Source organism: Kistimonas scapharcae (genome assembly GCF_039540975.1).
Classification (GTDB): domain Bacteria; phylum Pseudomonadota; class Gammaproteobacteria; order Pseudomonadales; family Endozoicomonadaceae; genus Kistimonas; species Kistimonas scapharcae.
In genome coordinates this window covers 1-839 of record NZ_BAABFL010000200.1, presented here as the reverse complement: position 1 = coordinate 839, position 839 = coordinate 1, and the positions used below count along the sequence as shown (strand labels likewise).

The 839-nt window shown below is 38.9% G+C and carries 1 protein-coding gene; it reads right to left on the bottom strand.

The annotated features are described in order from the left end of the window. Window positions 1-78: 78 nt before the first annotated feature. A complete protein-coding gene (locus ABD892_RS10415; protein ID WP_345195557.1) occupies window positions 79-594 on the bottom strand; it encodes a hypothetical protein in 516 nt (171 codons plus the stop codon). Between the last annotated feature and the right edge of the window lie 245 nt (window positions 595-839).

Below are 839 nucleotides of genomic sequence, written 5' to 3'. Positions count from 1 at the left end.
TTTTTTCATCTCGTTCTCCGTTTGACTCAGTGTAAGTCGGAGAACTCTAATTCGAAATGCCCCTAGTTTAGGGGATGATTACATTGCATAATCCACTACTCGGCCGAAATCGGTTGAGTTTTTGTTGTAACCAATCATGATCATGTCTTGTTGATTAATGATTCCCATGGTTTGAAGTTTATCTACAACCTGATGTGATGTTAGACCTTCCAGCTCTGATATGGGTCGTTTATGGTGAGTAAATGCATCAATGATGAGGTCAAATAGTGCTGAGTCATTGCTGTTCGGCTGATAGGCGGTATGTGGCTGGTTTGTCTTTTTGGGTGATAGCTGATGTGTTGAAGAAGGATTCTGCATCACAGAGGGGGCATGTGTAGATGTGGTCTCTCTTTCCTTAATTTTTGTGCTAATTCTACCGGATAGGGGGTAACTACCGTTTTTCTCGATGAATTGCTGAGCTTTTTCAATGGAAAGTTGTTTTCCAAAAATAAAGTAGAGTAGAGCTTTGCCCCTAGAGCCTCCTTTTCTCATGGTGTAACTGATAGCATCATTAAGAAAAAGCCTGACTCCACCTCTGTTATTGATGATTGACATGATCAGGTTCCTTTGTTTTAAAGGGTTTTAATTAAAGTTAAGCTTTATTTTTAATCTTTTTGTTTCATTGTTTTTATGTTTTTGTAATAAGTGAATTTTGCTTATTACCTTTTTTTGATGATGTAATGGCATCCCTAAGTTAGATAACGGGTCCGCGTATCAAACACTTACCTGATTACCACCTAACATAAGCCATTCTCCCGTCTAAACTTACGACACTGGTTTTCCTTGGGTTAGGAGACGTG

Excerpts from the sequence above, each read along its gene's own strand:
- ABD892_RS10415 (WP_345195557.1), bottom strand. The coding sequence starts at position 594 with ATGTCAATCATCAATAACAGAGGTGGAGTCAGGCTTTTTCTTAATGAT.